Origin of the sequence: Nesterenkonia natronophila, from assembly GCF_003595215.1 — a bacterium.
Lineage (GTDB): Bacteria > Actinomycetota > Actinomycetes > Actinomycetales > Micrococcaceae > Nesterenkonia > Nesterenkonia natronophila.
The window spans coordinates 688482-703592 of record NZ_QYZP01000002.1; the positions used below are offsets into that span (position 1 = coordinate 688482).

Genomic DNA, 15111 nt, shown 5'->3' on the forward strand with positions numbered 1-15111 from the left:
AACCCTCTCAGGTTGGAGCGGCAGCTTCAGTCAGATCGTGACTTCGCCCTTAGGAGTGGAGAACGTTACGCTCATAATCCCCGGAGTGCCAGACGGTGCTACCCACTCGACTGCAACGTTGTCGAAGGGGTCTGCGTCAGGGGAGCCCAGCCAGTCCGCAACTCGTTTCGGGGAGCCCGCGATTGAGAGTTTGACCAGCTTGGCCTGTGGCTCATAAGCCCGAGAAGGGTGCAGGTGCTCCGTACCGTCATCCCAGCGCAGCAGGTATGGGACCTGAGGGTCAGCGATGAGACCTTTGATGCCTATCTGTTGCCACGTCAGCTCCTGGTTGTCAGGGAACTTGCGGTTGCCCGGCACGCTCCGGCGTCCCAGCCGGTCTTCGAACGGGACAAGGTCATCGACAGTGACACACCAGCCCATCCAACCGCCCCCGATCTGAGATCGATTGCGGACTGCCTGCCCAAACGGTGCTTTGTTCGCACTGGGATGATCGAGTACCTCGACAATCTCAAGGTACTGCCGGTCAGTCAGCGGGATGATGGCATTTGTCGTGCCGAACCGGGGATGAATTCCGCCCTTGACCCGGTCGACTCCCAAAGCATCGGTGATTCGCTTCACCGTGGCGTCCATTCCGTCAGGGCCCACCGCAAAAGAGACATGATCTAGTCGCATCATGTCACCATCCTGACACCGGAAACGGGATAGCAGAAATCGGGTATTTCTACCTCATGTAGAACTCGCGTGGCGGCACGCGTATCCTAGTGAGGTGCCCTCATCCTCCTTCTGGGCGACTGCTCGCCAACCTCAGTGGATCACCATGCTGGTCCTCGCGCTGGTGCTGGCTACCGTGTTCGTCGTCCTCTCAGCTTGGCAGTTCGACCAGACTCGGACCGAGCACAGCTACGCCGAAGACACTGAAACTCCGGTGGAGCTCACTGAAATCTACGAGCCTGAGCGTTCGATCAGCATTGCTGAAGCGGACCGGATCGTGAACCTCCGCGGTGAATTTGTCCCGGAGACCGATGTCTTTGTCGCTGAACGTCTCCAGAGCGGTGAGGACGGTTACTGGGCAGTGGCCGCTTTCCGGGTCGAAGGCGCCCCGGGAGAGCAGGTGATCCCCGTCGTTCGCGGCTGGACAGCAGACTACACCGAAGGCGTCGGCCCTGCACCGGAGGGCCAGATGGCGCTCCAAGGGAGACTGCTACCCACGGAGGCTCCAGGCCCTGGGCCTCGCGAACTTCCCTACCCGGTCCTGCCCACACTGTCGGTGGCCGAGCTGATCAACCTCTGGGGTGAGGACGCATACTCCGGTTTCGTGGTGGACTTCAGCGAAGAAGCTATTGCAGCGTCGTCGTTGGAGCCCGTATGGGTGGGCCCTCAGCCTGAAGGCAGTGATATCAACTGGCTCAATCTGTTCTATGCCGTGGAATGGGTCGTCTTCGCCGGTTTCGCGTTCTATCTCTGGTGGCGCCTGGTGAAGGACGCCCACGAACGTCGACTCGAAGAAGAGCGCCTCGACCGTGAATGGGAGGAGCAGTGGCGAGCTGAGCAGTTGGAGAAGCACAGACAGCAGGACGAGCACGCGGAGGAGAGAACATGACCGACCAGCAGGCCAGCTCGAACGTGACGTTGGGTGAGCCTCCGCCACGTCCGCAGAAGAATGTCCGCCGACTTTACGGGACCCCCGCACAGATCCGAAGTGGCTTGACGTTCTATCGAGTGATGGCTTTCATCACTGGCATCTTCCTGCTGATCATGGTCGCCAAGATTCTCATCAGCGGTTCCCTTTTCGGGTGGACATTCTGGGACGGTTACGAGCTGTACCTCGGTGGCACCACTGTCGACGGAACCTCCAACATCATCGGCTTCTACCCAGCCGAATCCCTACAGGATGCGCGGTCCACTTCGACCTTGATCGCTCAGGCCCACGGTGTGGCGTACGTGGTCTACCTCGTTGCAGGCTTCCGACTGTGGTACATGCTTCGTTGGGGGGCGGGACGTTTGGCACTGATCATCAGTGGAGGTCTCGTGCCGTTCTTCAGCTTCTTTGTGGAGCGGAAAGTGGTCGGCTTTGTCGGAAGCGACCTAGCGGGCAGCTCCGCTGCGGCGCCGCGCTACTGACCCCATACAATCGTCGGTTCCCTATGGTGAGACAACCGGCGCTCATTCCTCGAGGCTGCCGATCTCAAACTCGGAGAGCTCACCTTCAGGTCTCTCCTGGCCACCGTGCTGCCTGTCGAAGGCATCAGTTGCGTCGGTTCCGCACAGTTGTTCGATGCGTCCGGGGCCGCCTGGATGTTGGTCGATCCAACCCGTGAGGTCGTAGACGGTGTTGTCCATCACTGCCCAGCACGATTCTTGAGTGTCGTTCTCAGCTACTTCTTCCATGCTGAAGACATCGCTTTCGGAGTCCGCCTCTTGTCTCTCAGGCTCTGTCGCCGCATCATCGCTGTTTGAATCGGGGCTGGCGTCCTCTGCAGTCTGCTCATTCTCCGGGCTCTCGGTGGCCTCTTCGGGAGCATCATCGTTTCCGCAGGCGGTGGTGAGGAGAAGGCCTGCGACGGCCAGCGAGGCCAGGAGCGCCTGGTTCCAGGTCCGCTGGGTAAACATAATGTGCATGCGCGAGCGCTCCTTCAAGAAATGCGTCTGTTCCTACCGATGGTATAACTGCGGGGATTGCTGGGGTCAGCACCTCCCGGGCAGGTGCGCACCGACTAAGATAGTCAGGTGACTTCTGATACCCCTGCAGCAGAACGCCCGGACCACACCGCCCAGACCGTGCTGGTGGTCGACTACGGCGCTCAGTATGCGCAACTGATCGCCCGGCGGGTTCGTGAGGCACGGGTCTACTCGGAGGTCGTCCCGCACACCCTCTCCGCAGCCGAAATTCTGGGCCGCCGACCCGCAGCGGTGATTCTTTCCGGCGGTCCGTCGAGTGTATACGCTGAGGGCGCCCCTGCAGTGGAGCGGGACCTGTTCGAAGCCGGCGTCCCGGTTCTGGGCATCTGCTACGGGTTTCAAGCTATGGCGCACGCCTTGGGTGGAGAGGTGACCCGGACGGGTCAGCGTGAATACGGCAAGACCGAAGTCCGGTCTACTACTGCCCCGCACGGACTGCTGGACGGGACCGATCGAGTCCAGACCACCTGGATGAGCCACGGCGATGCAGTGACCGCCGCCCCGGAAGGGTTCGAGGTCCTGGCAGTTTCTGAGGCCGCACCCGTGGCCTGCTTCGCCGACGAGGAGCGCCAGCTCTACGGCGTCCAGTGGCATCCCGAGGTCAAGCACTCACCCCAAGGTCAGCGGGTCATCGAGAACTTCCTCTACGGCGGAGCGGGGCTGACCCCCGAATGGACCACCGGAAGCATTGTCGAGGAACAGGTTGCCGCCATCCGAGCGCAGGTCGGAGACGCTCAGGCCATCTGCGGACTCTCCGGAGGTGTCGACTCCGCGGTAGCTGCGGCGCTAGTGCAGAAGGCTATCGGCGATCAGCTGACCTGCGTGTTCGTTGACCACGGCCTGATGCGTGAGGGTGAGGCCGACCAAGTGGAGCGCGACTTCGTTGCAGCCACGGGAGCCAAGCTGCATGTGGCTGATGAGAAGAAGCGGTTCCTGTTGGCGCTGGCTGGGGTGACCGACCCGGAGGAGAAGCGAAAGATCATTGGGCGCGAATTCATTCGCGCTTTCGAAGAAGCTGAGCGCAATATCCTGGAGGAGGCGCAGGCGGAGGGCGCTTCGGTCGAATTCCTGGTCCAGGGCACGCTCTACCCCGACGTTGTCGAATCCGGCGGCGGCGAAGGAGCGGCCAACATTAAGTCCCATCACAATGTGGGAGGGCTTCCCGAAGACCTGGAATTCCAACTGGTGGAGCCGCTCCGGGCCCTATTCAAAGACGAGGTGCGTGCCGTCGGGGCCGAACTGGGTCTTCCACCAGAGATCGTCCAGCGCCATCCGTTCCCCGGTCCCGGACTGGGCATCCGCATCATCGGCGAGGTGACCGAGCGCAACTTGGAGGTGCTGCGCGCGGCCGATGCAATCGCCCGTGAGGAGCTCACCACATCTGGTCTGGACGCCGAAGTGTGGCAGATGCCGGTGGTGCTGCTGGCCGATGTGCGAAGTGTGGGCGTGCAGGGCGACGGGCGCACCTACGGGCACCCGATCGTGCTGCGACCAGTCAGCTCTGAAGATGCGATGACAGCTGACTGGTCACGGCTGCCCTACGATCTGCTGGCCACCATCTCAAACCGCATCACCAATGAAGTCGAAGAGGTCAATCGGGTAACCCTCGATGTGACCTCGAAACCGCCAGGGACGATCGAGTGGGAGTAACGGTAATCTGCGTTCCAGACCTGTAAGTGTTGTGGAGGGAACCGGTGCCAGAGAATACGTCAGCCTCTTCCGCGGAGTCTCCTATCCACGAGGATTTCGAGCACGACGACGAAGTGGCGTCGACTCCTGCTGCGAAACCGCTGGAATCAGCCGCGGAGGAAAACACCCACCAGACCGCTCCGATTCTTACCTGGATCGAATCCCAGGGCACCGGGACGGAGAACGACACTATGCTGCGCTTCACTCCAAGCCAGCACAACGCCGTGGACCTGACAGAAGCCAATGCCTCCGGGTTGATGCAGCTTTTCGGGGGCCGCCGCACCCGCCTCTCGACCCTGCTCAATGACCCTGGCGTTCTAGAGCCTGGCCTCAAAGCGGCCGCAAATATCCGCAGTAAGGTCCGGGAGCTCTCCGAAGAGCGCGGGATCGAGGTCGGATACCTCGCGGCGGGCATCGCATCTTGGACGGAGGCCACCGCTGCAGGTGTTGAGTCGTTCACCGCACCGGTGATGCTCGTTCCGATCAGTCTGCGCAGCAGGAGTGAGACCCACACCGGGGCCACGGACTACGAACTGCAGTTTTCGGCACCGGCTGGTCTCAACCCTGCGCTGCGTCGTCACCTTGAGCAGGTCCACAACGTGGCCCTAGATCCGCAGGTATTCCACCAGGCCGGTTACGTCACCGCCCGGTTCGATCCAGCACGTACCGCCGACCTATTGTCCAAAGTGGTCGCGGCCGCCGCAGGGTCCGCCTCGGAGGCGCCCTTGGAGAGTCTCCAAGTGTGGAAGCAGCTCTACATCTCGACCTTCGCCGACCTGGCAGATCTGGGGAACCCCGCCGCCCTGAACTTGGAGCATCCCTTACTGAAGCATCTCGCAGAGGGTGAGCGGTTGAACCAGGACGAGGCGATCGCTGTGGCCGCAGGACTCGAGTCGGTCGACGAACGCTCCCCAGGTGCCGAACGACTGGTTTGTGATGCTGATCAGGACCAGCAGCGAGCCCTCGACGCTGTTGTCTCCGGAGTATCAACCGTGATATCGACGCCGCCGGGTACCGGTCAGACGCAGACCGCCGTCAACGCAGTAGCCGGTCTGGCATGGTCCGGTAAGCGTATCCTTGTGGTCGCTGAGCGCTCAGACACGCTGACCGAGTTCAGTGAGCGACTCTCGGCAGCCAAGGCTGGCACGTTGGCAGTCAATGTGAGCGCGTCGTCGTCGCCCCAGGAGATCAAAGCCCAAATAGTCCGGGCCATCAAGCGCGCCGAGCGGGCAGAGCCGCCTCGACTCGGGGAACTGCACCGCCGACTCGCTCAGCGTCGGCACGAACTGCGAGACCACGTGACCAGTCTCCACAAGGTTCGTCAACGGTGGCGCTGCTCACCGTATCAGGCCATGCAGGCCCTCGCTGCGCTGATCAGCCTGAGCCCGGCCCCCAGCACGGGTGTGCGGCTGAAGCGCTCAGTCTTGGACAACACCGTGGACCGATCTGCCATCGCAGTGAAGCTCAAGCGGATCGCGGAGCTGGGAGAGTTCTCCGCTGAGATGCGCAACAGCCCCTGGTTCGGAGCCAAGCTCTCCAACCGGCAGGAGACACTGGACGCCCAAGTCCTGGTGAATCAGTTGCACGCCGAACTGCCCGACCTCTGGGAAAAGATCGAGGTGGCGTGCCGATCTGCGAAGGTCACACCCGGTGAGAATTTCGCAGAGTGGCATTCACAGGTTCTCCTTTTCCAGCGTGTGCAGGAGTCGCTGGGACGCTTCAGCAGTGACATTTACGCCCGCGACGTCGACGACCTGATCGCTGCCACGGCCCCAGGGTGGTGGCGTCGGCAGAACAATGTTGAGATGAGCTCTATGGCCCGTTCGCGGTTGCGCCGCGTGGCCAAGGAGTACATTCGTCCTGGCGTGTCCATCAATGACCTGCACGGGTCGCTGGTGGATGTTCAGTCTGAGCGGGAAGAGTGGGCCACTTGGGCATCGGACAACCAGCGGGGAGAGACTTCACTGCCACAGGTGCCCAAGAATTTGGATGCCTTAGTTGATCGAGTGGGCCAGGTTCAGACCAGGCTGGAGAAACTCGTCTCCGTGCTGGTCCCTATGGACGACCAAGGGGCGACGCTGTTCGACGTCCCCGTGGACACTCTCTTCGCCACCGCGCAAGCGTTGGCCGAGGACGAGCGTTCGCTGCAGACCCTGCCTGAACGCACCCTGTTGGCGGAACAGCTTCGCGAGCAGGGATTTGATGATTTGTTGGCGGATCTCGCTGAGCGCGAGGTTCCAGCCACCCAGGTGGCCGATGAGTTGGAGCTTGCTTGGTGGCAGTCAGCTCTGGAAGCGATGATTTCCGGGGATGAGTACCTCGCCATGACCTCCGGGGAGAATCTGCGCACTATCGAGTCCGAATTCCGCGCGGCCGACTCCGCCCATATCGCCTCCGGGGCGCAGCGTCTGAACCACACTCTGGCGGTGAAGTGGAAATCTGCGGTGGAGTCGCACCCCGAGGCTGCGGGCCACCTGCGAAGCCTGCTGCGCGAAGCCGAACCCACCGTGGCTGACATGGAGTCCATTGACGTCGAACTGAGTCAACCGTTGGTTCCCATATGGGCCACGTCACCGTTGGGGTTGGCAGCACACTTCCCAGCGGCCGGAAACGAGCCACGTTTCGACGCCGTCGTTCTCCTCGACGCAGAGACCCTTGCTGTTCCTGCGGCGTTGGGCGCGATCTCCCGGGCCCGGCAAGTGGTGGCATTCGGTGATCCTGCAAGCGGGGCGCCAAAGCCAATGATCGTTTCGGCAGACCCGATTGCGCGCGAAGCCGAGTCCCAGGTACCTGAGTCCAGCTACGCTGAGCTGGCTCGCATCCTGCCCGAGTATTCACTTCGCCACGTCCACCGTGGCGTGGACCAGGAGCTGACACAGCTGCTTGCGGAGGCACGCTACGATGGCACGCTCGTGCGGCTTCCCGACGCATCCCAACTGACCGGACAGGGCAGGCGCCTGCGGGTAGAAAAGGTTCAGGGGACCGGGGCTCGAGAACCGGTGGAGTCTCCGACGGCGGAGGTCAACCGGGTAGTGGACCTCGTCTTTGAGCACGTACGCGCTCACCGGAACCGCTCGTTGGCTGTGGTCACCGGGTCCGAGTGGCACGCCAAGCGAGTCGCCGATGCCATTCGGCTGCACCTTGCCAACCATCCGTGGGCAGCCCCATTCTTCGAACACGGTGCAGCCGGGGTTCCTGGCGGTTCCGGTGCTGGTGCCGCAGGTGTAGGGACTGGGGAGAAGTTTGTGGTAGCCCCGGTGGAGCGGGCTCACGGGATCGTCCGAGACGATGTCATCCTCTCCATCGGGTTTGGCCGGAGTGTGAAGGGCCAACCCGCGCACGAATTCGGTGAGCTTTCCGGCCCTCGCGGCCAGGAGTATTTCACGCAGGCCGTCACTCGGGCTCGCGGGGGCCTGACTGTTGTCAGTTCTATCGGACCTGAGGACCTGGATCGGAGCATGCTTGACCCGGGCGGGACCCTTGTCCACGACCTGTTGCAGCTCGGCACCGCCGGCCTGTCAAATCCTTCGGGTTCTGCGGAGCTGGAAGACCCGCTGGTGCTTGACCTGGTGGACCGGATCCGGGCACGTGGAGGACGAGTCGAAGATGGCTTCAGAGGCACGCTGGATCTGGCCGCCTGCCCACGCCGGATTGCACCGGAAAGCCCGGTCACTCCCGTGGCCATGGTCTCTGACGGCACGCAGCGTTACGCCGAACTGTCGGTGCGTGAGCGTTCGCGCCTGCGCCCGGAACGCTTCGCTGACCTGGGATGGCACTATATGGTGCTGTGGACGATCGAAGTCTTCAGCGATCCAGGATCGACCACCGAAATGGTAGCGCAGAAGGTGGGACTCGGTTCCGGCCCCGAATTCGCCCAATACGGCCGCGGTGTGCTCTCCCACGCCACAGGCCCGGTGCGATTCGGCGGCGCTGCCGATGCCGAGGATGAAGATTCGCACCGGCGCAATAAGCTGTGGCCCTCGCCTCAGGAGCGCAGACGTTCGTCATGAACAGTCGTAAGAGCACTTCGGAGGCCCCGAAGGAGACCGGTGGCCGGAAGAACCGGCGAGTCACCGCACCCGGAACCTCCGGTCAGTCCGAGGAGACCGAATCCGAGGCCTATGACCCGTTGAGCAGTGAGCGGACCCAAGCGGAGGATGGGACGGAGCAGCGAGCGAAGTGGTTGAGATCTCAGAAGCCCCCGCACTGGGGTCACTGAACCACTCAGCGTTCTCCACACAGCGCGAGCCGCCCTGCCCGCCACTCCGAGTGCGCCACAGCGATCCGATCAGCAAGGACCTCCAGCAACCCCTCTTGCAGTATGGGCGGTATGAGAAGCGAAAAGCTCCTGCTCCCGGCACCGCGGAGAGGGCGCCGCAGGCCCCCGCCGACCTCGAATCTGTCCGTAGACCCAAGCTCTGGAAGCGTGAAGTCTGTCCCGTTCCTGCCGGCGAGGCCCAGAGCTGAGCGGAGGCGGCAGCGGGCGCTAAATTCCACGGCGAACAAACCCCCAAAGGTTCGGCGGAGGCTGCACCGCGGGGGAGTTCTGCGTTTGGTTCGACGGTTCCGCGTCGTGGTGGCCCTCATGCTGGCGCTCTGCGCTGGCGCCGCTGCCCTCCTGGCCGGGGAGCATTCGGGAGTCGAGCAGGTCAATGTGGTGAGAGTGACCCATGACGTGGTCGCAGGAGAGGTGCTGCACGCCACTTCGCTGGAGCAGACAGAGGTTGATGCAGCTGCTGTTCCGTCCAACTACGAAGCAGAGCTCCAGGAGATGCTCGGCCAGACATCGGCCGTGGCGCTGCCGGCAGGAGCGGTGGTCCACCACACTCAGCTGGTGGGTCCGGGGCTGCTGACAGGTCACTCACCTGACACCGTCGCAGTCCCAGTCCGGCCCGCCGATACCGCCCTCATCGGTCTGCTGTCTCCGGGGCAGCGGGTGGACGTGCTGGCTTCCCCAGAGACTCCTGAAGCAGCAGGGGAGTCTCGCCGAATCGCGGAGGCTGCGCCGGTGATATGGATCCCGCAGGACGAGTCTGAAAACTGGCTGGGCGCCACCAGCGACTCCCAAGATGTGGTGGTCCTGGCTGTTGATGCTCCGACAGCAGCTCAGCTTGCCGAGGCAACCAGCTCAGGACGACTTCACCTGACCATGGTCGGGGGAGCTGACTGAGCACAGCGAGGCCTCGGTTCAGCTGGAAGAGGCTGCTGGCGCCTTTGCAGATGAGCTGCCCGAGTCGGCCGAACTGCTGCTGGGGGAAGCCGATTTTTCCGAACTAGAACCCTCGCTGCTGCTCGCGGAGGACGTGCCTTCTGCCGAAGAGCTGCTGCTGGAGGCAGTCTTGCGCGAATCAGTCCGGTAGAAGCCTGATCCCTTGAAGGTAACGCCGACATTGCCGAACTTCTTGCGCAGCTGACCCGTGCATTGGGGGCACTCAGTCAGCGAGTTCTCGGAGAAGGACTGCACAGCGTCAAAGGCGTAGTGGCATTCTTTGCACGCATAAGCGTAGGTAGGCATGACAGCGGTCCTTGAAGGTTTGGCACTCTGTAGGTTCGAGTGCCAATTATAGGGCCTAAAGGTCGATTACGCCGTATTCTGTCACCGCTCGGGCTGCACGCAGGTCGTGGCTCTCGACAGGAAACGACCCTGGCTCCATCAGCTCACCGAAATGCACCACAGCGATGAGCTCACAGCTGACCTTCGGGTGCTCCTGCAGAATTTCGAACAACTTCGCGGTGGTTGCGTCATAGTATCCGCCCCCCTGCCCCAGACGAGCGCCAGCGGTGTCCAAAGCCAGTGTCGGAACCAGAAGCACAAGTGAAGTGGGACACTGCGATGTTGAGGCATGATCCACCAGCACCCCAGAGGGCAGTGGAGAGCCGTGCGCGGGTTCGTAGATCGGCAGTTTCGGATGGCGGCGCATGGGGGACTGCGGATGCCACGGGGCCCAGCCAAGGATGTGGCCGGTGGGGGGTATGACGGGCAGGTACACCGGTCCGCTCCGGAGCGTATGCCGCTTGAGGAACGGCAGCACATTCGGTTCCCCCTGCATCGGCACGTAACCGGCCACCACGGTTGCTGGGTGAATGTGACGCTCTAATGATTCAGCCATTGCTTCTCCGCGGTCAGCCAGTTCCGCAGCAGAAAGCGCAGCCCGGGCGGCCCGGACTCTACGTCGAACTTCGGGTTTCGTGTGGACGCTCATATCAAATCCATGATTGCACCCACATCCGCAGTCGCCACTGCTCATATGGCAGCAGCTCCGCGGTCCAAACCGGCCAGAAGAATATCGACACGGCCACTGCCAACAGCACAAAGCACAGCACAATGACCGTGTTGCGCTGCTGTGCGGAGACAATGCCGGAAGCGTGCCGCGTGGTCCCCTCCCGGCTCACCGGTCCGGTCCCCGCCCGCAAAACCAAGGAACCCAGCACAACGACGGCGAGGATGATGAAGGGATGGTAGCTGATCGTGTAGAAGAAGAACATGGTCCTGTCAGGAAACAGCAGCCACACCGCGCCCCCGGCAAGAACGCCGGAAAGAATGGCACCGTACCGCCAGTCCCGGCGGCCCAACCATAGCCCCAGGACCACAGCCAGCCCGATGGTGCCTGCCCACCAGATCATCGGGTTCGCTAAGTCAACGATAGCTGAGGAGCAGGACTCCGCCGGGCACACTGAGCCCGTGTGCGCGTACTCCTCTCCCTGACCCAAACCCTGGTAGTGCATTGAGACAGGACGGCCCATGAACAGCCAAGTCAGCGGATGAGAGGCGTATTCGTGTCCTGACTCCAGGCCGGTGTGGAAGTCGGCGGCGGAGGAGTGGTAGTTCCACAGGGCCCGCACGGCGCTGGGGACGATTCCCGCCAGGCCGGTAGGCGTTGGGTCGTATGCTTGGCGTCCCCAGCCGTCCTCGCTGACCAGCCATCCGGTCCAGGAGGCCAGGTACGTGACGGCCGCTACAGGCAGCACCGTCACCATCGCCGGGAGGGCGTCATAGAGCAGTCCTGACCGCACCCACCTGCGGACACCCAGCGCGCGACGGGCCTGCAAGTCCCACAGCACCACCATTATTCCGAACACCAGCACAAAGGACAGGGCGGAGAGCTTCACTGCGATCGCACAGCCCAGCAGCACCCCGGCGGCCAAGCGCCATGGTCGCCACATCAGCGCGGGCCCATGCGCCCATTGCTGAGACTCTGCAGGGGTCTGGGCTGCCCACTCGGCCAGGCGTCGACGTCCGCTGTACCGGTCGGCCAGCAACGCCCCGAAGGCTGCGAGCACGAAAAGCATGAGAAAGATATCCAGCAGCGCTACCCGGGACATCACCAGGTGGTGGCCCTCCACAGCGGTGAGTGACCCAGCGACGCCGCCGAGAATGACCGAGCGGAACATGCGCTGAGCGATGAGTGCGATCAGCAGCGCTCCCAGCGCTCCGGCGACGGCGGAGGAGAACCTCCACCCCATCGCTTCCTCCACACCGAATGGGATGATCCCCAGAGCAATCAGCCACTTTCCCAGGGGCGGGTGCACCACATATGCCCCCTCGTGTGTAGGCTGTGGGTCGCCGGCGAGCCAATCATCATCGGCGCCGCTGGGCCATTCCAGCTCGTAACCGGCCAGCAGCAGGGCGTACGCGTCCTTGGCATAGTACGTCTCGTCGAAGATCAGTGCGTGCGGATTGTTGAGACCGTAGAGCCGCAGCCCAAGGGCACAGGTGAAGATGGTCAGTGGAACGACCCAGCCCCAGAGACCCGGAACGAACCGCTCGGCGCCGAGTTTGGCTTCGTAGTACAGCTGCGCACTGCGCGGGCCAGTGGGGGATCGGCGCTCGGTGGGGGAGGAAGCGCGGTTCACCCTGGATATGCTACTTGGCACAGGACACGATTTGGTGGACCGAAGGAGACGATCAAGGTGCTGGACCTCTCAGAGGAATGGCTGTGGGATGCACCGGTGGTGCTTGCTGCCACTCCTATTGGCAACCTGGCAGACACCACCCAGCGATTGCGCATGTTGATTCGCAGCGCCGAAGTGATCGCCTGCGAAGACACCCGCAGCACTCGCCATCTGATCAACGCGTTGGGGGAGCGGACCGGGGCCCGGTTCGTGAGTCTGCATGAACATAATGAGGCTGCGCGCTCTGCAGAACTGATCAGTCTGGCACGTGAAGGGTCCCGCGTGCTGGTGGTCTCCGACGCGGGCATGCCAGCTGTGTCCGACCCTGGACGGCGACTTGTGAGAGCAGCCATCGAGGCCGAGGTACCCGTCACAGCAGCGCCAGGGGCCTCTGCAGTCCCCACTGCGCTTGCTCTGTCGGGTCTTGCCACCGACCGGTTCACATTCGCCGGGTTCGTCCCGCGCAGGCAGTCGGAGCGGCGAGCGCTGCTCCAGCGGCTGCGTCGTGAGGAATGGACGACGGTTCTGTTCGAATCTCCCCACCGGGTCGCTTCCACCGTGGCCGAATTCGCCGAGGCCCTCGGAGGTGGCCGACGGGCCGCGGTCGCCCGTGAACTGACCAAGAAGTATGAGGAGGTCCTGCGCGGAGAACTCAGCGAACTGGCTGATCTCCTCGCCGAACGCCACAAGGGACGGGGCGTTAGAGGCGAGATCGTAGTGGTTCTCGACGGGGCCGCACCAAGTGACACCGGCGCCCAGAACACCGTGACGCTCCAGGAGGCCGCCCGCGCCGTCGTCCGGCGCGCCGCGGGCGGAGAACGGCTGAAGGAGGCCGCAAAAGAGGTCGCACGGGAGCACAGGATGAACGCCAGCGAACTCTACGACGCGGCGAACGAGCTCAGGAGTACAAGCGGTTGAGCTGACCGTCGCACGTTCAGCTGTGGAGCGGCTGATCACCGGGTTTGCTCAGGAACGGGTGGTTAGACTGGCGCGGTGACTACTGCTCAGCCCATTCGTGAAACCACCACAGAGCCGATCACCAGGGTCGAAGACCACGTCAACGTCACCCATGGAGTCCTGGCACTGGGCGAGGCGGAGCCAGGACGCCCCGTCTACGCGATCAGCAACGGAGCCGGTGGATGGCTCGATGTGACCATCACCAGCTTCTTGGCGCAGGTTCGGAAGGTTGCCAAGGGCCTGATCGGTCTGGGTGTCCAGCCCGGAGACAAAGTGGCCGTGATGGCCGCCACCAGCTACTCCTGGGCGGTGGTGGACCAAGCCATTTGGTTTGCCGGGGGCATCTCAGTGCCGATCTATGAGACTAGTTCAGCCCACCAAATCGCCCACCTGTTGGCCAACTCTGAAGCCCACCTCGTGCTCATCGGCAGTGAGGATCTGCGCAGCACTGTGCAGGCTGGGGCCAATATGGTCGGTGGGAAGAAGTCCAGCTTAGAGATCTACTCCATAGCGTCGGGCGCAGATCTGGACGAGATCGCGGCGAACTCGACTACCGTCACCACCACCCAGCTTGAGTCCGCGCGAACCACAGCTCGCGCCGACGACGTTGCCACCTTGGTCTACACCTCAGGCACCACGGGGAAGCCCAAGGGTGTGGCGATCACTCACCGTAACTTGGTCGAGGGAGCGGCCAACATCGTGCCGTTCGCCTCTGACATCCTCGGGGAGGCCGAGTCCCGCACGCTGTTGTTCCTTCCGCTGGCTCACGTGCTGGCCCGCGCGGTGCAGCTGATCTGCCTCCACCGCGGTATCCAGGTCGCTCACACCGCTGACACCAGGACACTGTTAGAGGACTTGCACACATTCCGTCCCACCTGGCTCCTAGTGGTCCCGCGGGTGCTGGAGAAGGTCTACCACTCAGCAGCGGCCAAGGCCAGGCATGAGGGACGGGGTGCCATCTTCGAGGAAGCGCGCAAGACCGCGATCGGATATTCGCAGGCTCAGGAGTCTGCCGCAGCGGGTGCAGGTTCCGGACCTTCGTGGGGGCTGCGGGCCAAACATGCACTGTTCTCCCGACTGGTGTACTCCAAGCTGCGTGCGAAGCTCGGTGGCGAGGTGACACACATCGTCTCCGGCGCCTCCCCACTGAGTCCGGAGATCGCACATTTCTTCTCCGGGGCAGGCCTTCCTGTTCAAGAGGGGTACGGTCTCACCGAATCAACTGCACCGATCACGCTCAACATCCCCGGAGCGACCCGCATCGGCACTGTAGGACTTCCAGTGCCGGGCAATTCAGTGAAGATCGCTGAAGACGGTGAGATTCTGCTCAAAGGTCCGGTCATCTTCGACGGATACCACGGCAGGCCCGAAGAGACCCAGGCGGCCTTCGACGAGGATGGCTTCTTCCGCAGCGGGGATCTGGGATCGCTGGACGCTGACGGGTTCCTATCTGTCACGGGACGGAAGAAGGAGCTTATTGTGACCGCGGGGGGCAAGAACGTCAGCCCCACACCGCTGGAAGAGGCGGTGCGTTCTCACCCTCTGGTGGCCCACACGGTGGCTGTCGGTGACGGCCGAGCCTTTGTGGCGGCGCTTGTCTTCCTAGATCCGGAAGCAGTTCTCCTGTGGGCGGCGCAGGAAGGGTTCGGGGAGCTTACCGTGACGCAGGCGCTCGCCGACGACGCTGCCTCCACAGCGCTGCATGCTGCAGTGCAGCATGCTGTGGAGGGGGCGAATGAGCACGTCTCCCGGGCGGAGTCGGTCCGTACCTTCCGGATTGTGGACGCTGAGCTCACGGTGGGCTCGGGGCACCTGACGCCCTCGATGAAGCTCATCCGCACCAAGGCGATCGAGGACTTTGCCGATGAGGTGGATGAGATCTATGCTGCGTAG

The 15111-nt window shown here is 63.0% G+C and carries 13 protein-coding genes; 8 read left to right on the forward strand and 5 right to left on the reverse strand.

Annotated elements, in window-relative coordinates; genetic code table 11:
- Positions 1-30 precede the first annotated feature (30 nt).
- Positions 31-675, reverse strand: coding sequence for a VOC family protein (locus D3250_RS08325; protein ID WP_119902868.1), 645 nt, complete (start codon positions 673-675; stop codon positions 31-33).
- Between the two features lie 91 nt (positions 676-766).
- Between D3250_RS08325 and D3250_RS08330 the strand changes: the two genes are divergently transcribed.
- A complete protein-coding gene (locus D3250_RS08330; RefSeq protein ID WP_119902869.1) occupies positions 767-1600 on the forward strand; it encodes an SURF1 family protein in 834 nt (277 codons plus the stop codon).
- Positions 1597-2121, forward strand: coding sequence for a DUF3817 domain-containing protein (locus D3250_RS08335; RefSeq protein WP_119902870.1), 525 nt, complete (start codon positions 1597-1599; stop codon positions 2119-2121). The genes D3250_RS08330 and D3250_RS08335 overlap by 4 nt, the downstream gene beginning before the upstream one ends.
- A gap of 42 nt (positions 2122-2163) precedes the next feature.
- On the opposite strand, the gene D3250_RS08340 is transcribed toward D3250_RS08335, so the two are convergent.
- Positions 2164-2619 (reverse strand): cytochrome b5 domain-containing protein, encoded by a 456-nt coding sequence (locus D3250_RS08340; RefSeq protein ID WP_225973226.1) that lies wholly within the window; start codon positions 2617-2619, stop codon positions 2164-2166.
- A gap of 159 nt (positions 2620-2778) precedes the next feature.
- Between D3250_RS08340 and guaA the strand changes: the two genes are divergently transcribed.
- The 4 genes from guaA to D3250_RS08360 all read left to right on the forward strand — a co-directional run bounded on the left by guaA (position 2779) and on the right by D3250_RS08360 (position 9538).
- A complete protein-coding gene (gene guaA, locus D3250_RS08345; RefSeq protein WP_119903064.1) occupies positions 2779-4329 on the forward strand; it encodes a glutamine-hydrolyzing GMP synthase in 1551 nt (516 codons plus the stop codon).
- A gap of 44 nt (positions 4330-4373) precedes the next feature.
- Positions 4374-8378: a DUF4011 domain-containing protein gene (locus D3250_RS08350; RefSeq protein WP_119902871.1), complete on the forward strand. Its 4005-nt coding sequence runs from the start codon at positions 4374-4376 to the stop codon at positions 8376-8378.
- Positions 8375-8587 (forward strand): hypothetical protein, encoded by a 213-nt coding sequence (locus tag D3250_RS08355; protein WP_119902872.1) that lies wholly within the window; start codon positions 8375-8377, stop codon positions 8585-8587. Before D3250_RS08350 ends, D3250_RS08355 begins: the two co-directional genes overlap by 4 nt.
- 333 nt (positions 8588-8920) lie before the next feature.
- Entirely contained in the window at positions 8921-9538 is a 618-nt protein-coding gene (locus D3250_RS08360; protein WP_158583110.1) for an RcpC/CpaB family pilus assembly protein, read from the forward strand.
- An 18-nt stretch (positions 9539-9556) separates the two neighbouring features.
- Here D3250_RS08360 and D3250_RS08365 read toward each other — a convergent pair whose 3' ends face one another.
- The 3 genes from D3250_RS08365 to D3250_RS08375 are packed head-to-tail and all read right to left on the reverse strand — an operon-like array spanning position 9557 to position 12222.
- Positions 9557-9883 carry an FmdB family zinc ribbon protein gene (locus D3250_RS08365; RefSeq protein WP_119902874.1) on the reverse strand — a complete coding sequence of 109 codons (327 nt, stop codon included), beginning with the start codon at positions 9881-9883 and terminating at the stop codon, positions 9557-9559.
- Positions 9884-9938: 55 nt separating this feature from the next.
- On the reverse strand, positions 9939-10571 hold the full coding sequence (locus D3250_RS08370) for a 5-formyltetrahydrofolate cyclo-ligase (RefSeq protein ID WP_158583111.1): 633 nt from the start codon (positions 10569-10571) through the stop codon (positions 9939-9941).
- 1 nt (position 10572) lies between these two features.
- Positions 10573-12222, reverse strand: a complete 1650-nt coding sequence (locus D3250_RS08375; protein ID WP_225973227.1) for a dolichyl-phosphate-mannose--protein mannosyltransferase — start codon at positions 12220-12222, stop codon at positions 10573-10575.
- A gap of 57 nt (positions 12223-12279) precedes the next feature.
- On the opposite strand from D3250_RS08375, the gene rsmI reads away from it, so the two are divergent.
- Both rsmI and D3250_RS08385 read left to right on the forward strand, forming a co-directional pair.
- Complete coding sequence (gene rsmI, locus D3250_RS08380; protein WP_225973228.1) at positions 12280-13179, forward strand: 16S rRNA (cytidine(1402)-2'-O)-methyltransferase; 900 nt, start codon at positions 12280-12282, stop codon at positions 13177-13179.
- A gap of 75 nt (positions 13180-13254) precedes the next feature.
- Positions 13255-15111, forward strand: a complete 1857-nt coding sequence (locus D3250_RS08385) for an AMP-dependent synthetase/ligase (protein WP_225973229.1) — start codon at positions 13255-13257, stop codon at positions 15109-15111.